This is a genomic window from Sedimenticola selenatireducens (assembly GCF_007625115.1).
Lineage (GTDB): Bacteria > Pseudomonadota > Gammaproteobacteria > Chromatiales > Chromatiaceae > Sedimenticola > Sedimenticola selenatireducens_A.
This window is the reverse complement of record NZ_VMNH01000015.1, coordinates 1-2,004: the sequence shown is the minus strand read 5'-3', so window position 1 is coordinate 2,004 and position 2,004 is coordinate 1. Positions and strand designations below refer to the sequence as shown.

At 51.9% G+C, this 2,004-nt stretch carries 4 protein-coding genes; 1 reads left to right on the top strand and 3 read right to left on the bottom strand.

Annotated features, from left to right (window positions below; genetic code table 11):
- Positions 1 to 91, top strand: a 91-nt coding sequence (locus tag FHP88_RS12375; RefSeq protein WP_144358252.1) for an IS3 family transposase, incomplete at its 5' end; no start/stop codon positions are given.
- Here FHP88_RS12375 and FHP88_RS19170 read toward each other — a convergent pair.
- The 3 genes from FHP88_RS19170 to FHP88_RS12365 all read right to left on the bottom strand — a co-directional run.
- A complete protein-coding gene (locus FHP88_RS19170) occupies positions 48 to 290 on the bottom strand; it encodes a hypothetical protein (RefSeq protein ID WP_186297707.1) in 243 nt (80 codons plus the stop codon). The two genes, FHP88_RS12375 and FHP88_RS19170, sit on opposite strands and share 44 nt — an antisense overlap.
- Complete coding sequence (gene istA, locus FHP88_RS12370; RefSeq protein ID WP_420493002.1) at positions 287 to 1,798, bottom strand: IS21 family transposase; 1,512 nt, start codon at positions 1,796 to 1,798, stop codon at positions 287 to 289. Before istA ends, FHP88_RS19170 begins: the two co-directional genes overlap by 4 nt.
- 116 nt (positions 1,799 to 1,914) lie before the next feature.
- The coding region (locus FHP88_RS12365; RefSeq protein ID WP_144358252.1) for an IS3 family transposase at positions 1,915 to 2,004 on the bottom strand (90 nt) is incomplete at its 5' end.

Here is a 2,004-nt window from a genome sequence, read left to right as displayed (position 1 = left end):
CATTCGCTGGTACAACGAAAAACGGATCAAAATCTCCCTTGGTTATCTCAGTCCCATCGAGTACCGTGAAGGCTTGGGGTTAGTGACGTAAATCTGTCCAAGAAATTAGCCGCATCCCCGTTTATTGAACGGACATCTCGCTCGGCGACTTCGGCTTTGAGCAACGTTTCCAGTATCGGTACAGCTTGCTGGTAAACAGGAGAGGCCTGTTCAGCCATGTTGGTGATGGTATCGGCCATGCCGAACAGCTTGAGGGATTTTAAGGTACTGATCATGGCGTCGGTGTTCATGGCTTGCTCCTGCGCAGTCTGTCATAGCGATGGGTATCTGCAACAGGTTCTGTCACCAGTTTTAGTGCAGGGGGTGGTAAGGATGGCTTGGGTCTAGGGGTATCACTGAGCCTACTCAGACAGTTGAGCACATGCTGCTTGGATGGCTGTTCTACCCGGAGTGCCTCAACAATAGCCTGTTCAACCAAGCGCTCATCGTGCAGCAGTACCAGCGCCAGCACATCAACCATCTCACGATCACCACCAGGGTGTTTTATCAAGCGCGCCTGCAATTGCCTGTAGCAGTCAGGCAGTTCATTAAAAGGCGCACCATTGCGTAAAGCCCCAGGCTTGCGCTGTACCACTGACAGGTAATGGCGCCAGTCATAGATCGTCTTGCCACTGACATTGTGATCCCGGCTAAAGACACGCTCATGTACTGCAATCATATGCGCCTCTGCCACAACCACCAGACGATCAGAATAGACGCGCAAACTGACTGGACGATTGGCAAAACTGGCGGGCACACTGTAACGGTTGTTATCAAATGTGATCAGGCAGGTCGAGGAGACACGCTTGTTGAGCTCAACAAAGCCATCAAAGGCCGCAGGCACTGCCATCAGGTGTTGTTGCTCTGCCTGCCAGTAATCCCCGATAGTTCGGCTTCTATCCTCTGGATGTGGTCGCTCCTTCCACAAATCCAGGCAACGCTGCTTGAGCCAGACATTGAGTTCTGCCAGCGACTTAAAAGCCGGCGCACCTTGCCAGATCTGATATCGGGCGTCACGGACGTTCTTCTCAACCTGGCCTTTCTCCCAACCAGCCGCTGGATTACAGAACTCTGCCTCGAACAGATAATGACTGACCATTGCAGTAAAACGCCTGTTGACGGTACGCTGTTTACCACGACCGACCTTATCCACCGCGGTTTTCATGTTGTCATAGATGCCGCGCTCCGGTACACCACCAAAAGCCTGGAAGGCTTGGTAGTGAGCATCAAATAGCATCTCATGGCTTTGCTGTAGATAGGCACGCAGAAAGAAGGCCCGGCTGTTACTGAGCTTGAAGTGGGCTACCTGTAACTTGGTATTAGAGCCATTGATCATGGCGTAGTCTTCACTCCAGTCGAACTGGAAAGCCTCGCCCGGGGCGAAACTCAGCGGCACAAAGGTGTTGTTAGCCGCTGTGCGTTTGGCTTCCTGCTGTTGCTGTCGCCAGACTCTGGCAAACGATGCCACCCGATCATAAGAGCCGGTATATCCCAGTTGCACCAGATCACTGTGCAACTGCTTAACGGTCTTTCGCTGCTTGCGATGGCGCCTCGACTCACGAAACAGCCAACTGGTCAGCGTCAGTTCATAGTCGTCCAGCTTGGATGGGGTTTTACGGTTGGGGTAGCAAGGTTCTACCACGCCACTGGCTAAATATTTACGGACTGTATTGCGAGACAGTCCTGTTCTTCGGGTTATCTCCCGAATTGGCATGCCTTCCCGGTAATGCCATCGCCTGATTACACTTAATAACGCCACGTCGATCACTCCTGAATACTCCTGCTTCAACTCGTTGCAGGATCAGTTGTACGTGGGTCAATATTCGATGCAAATTATAGGGCTAGGTGGGGATGCGGCTAATTTCTTGGACAGATTTACGTCACTAACCCCAAGCCTTCACGGTACTCGATGGGACTGAGATAACCAAGGGAGATTTTGATCCGTTTTTCGTTGTACCAGCGAAT

What these genes read in the sequence shown, in the direction of transcription:
- FHP88_RS19170 (WP_186297707.1), bottom strand. Translation starts at nt 290, where the DNA reads ATGAACACCGACGCCATGATCAGTACCTTAAAATCCCTCAAGCTGTTC.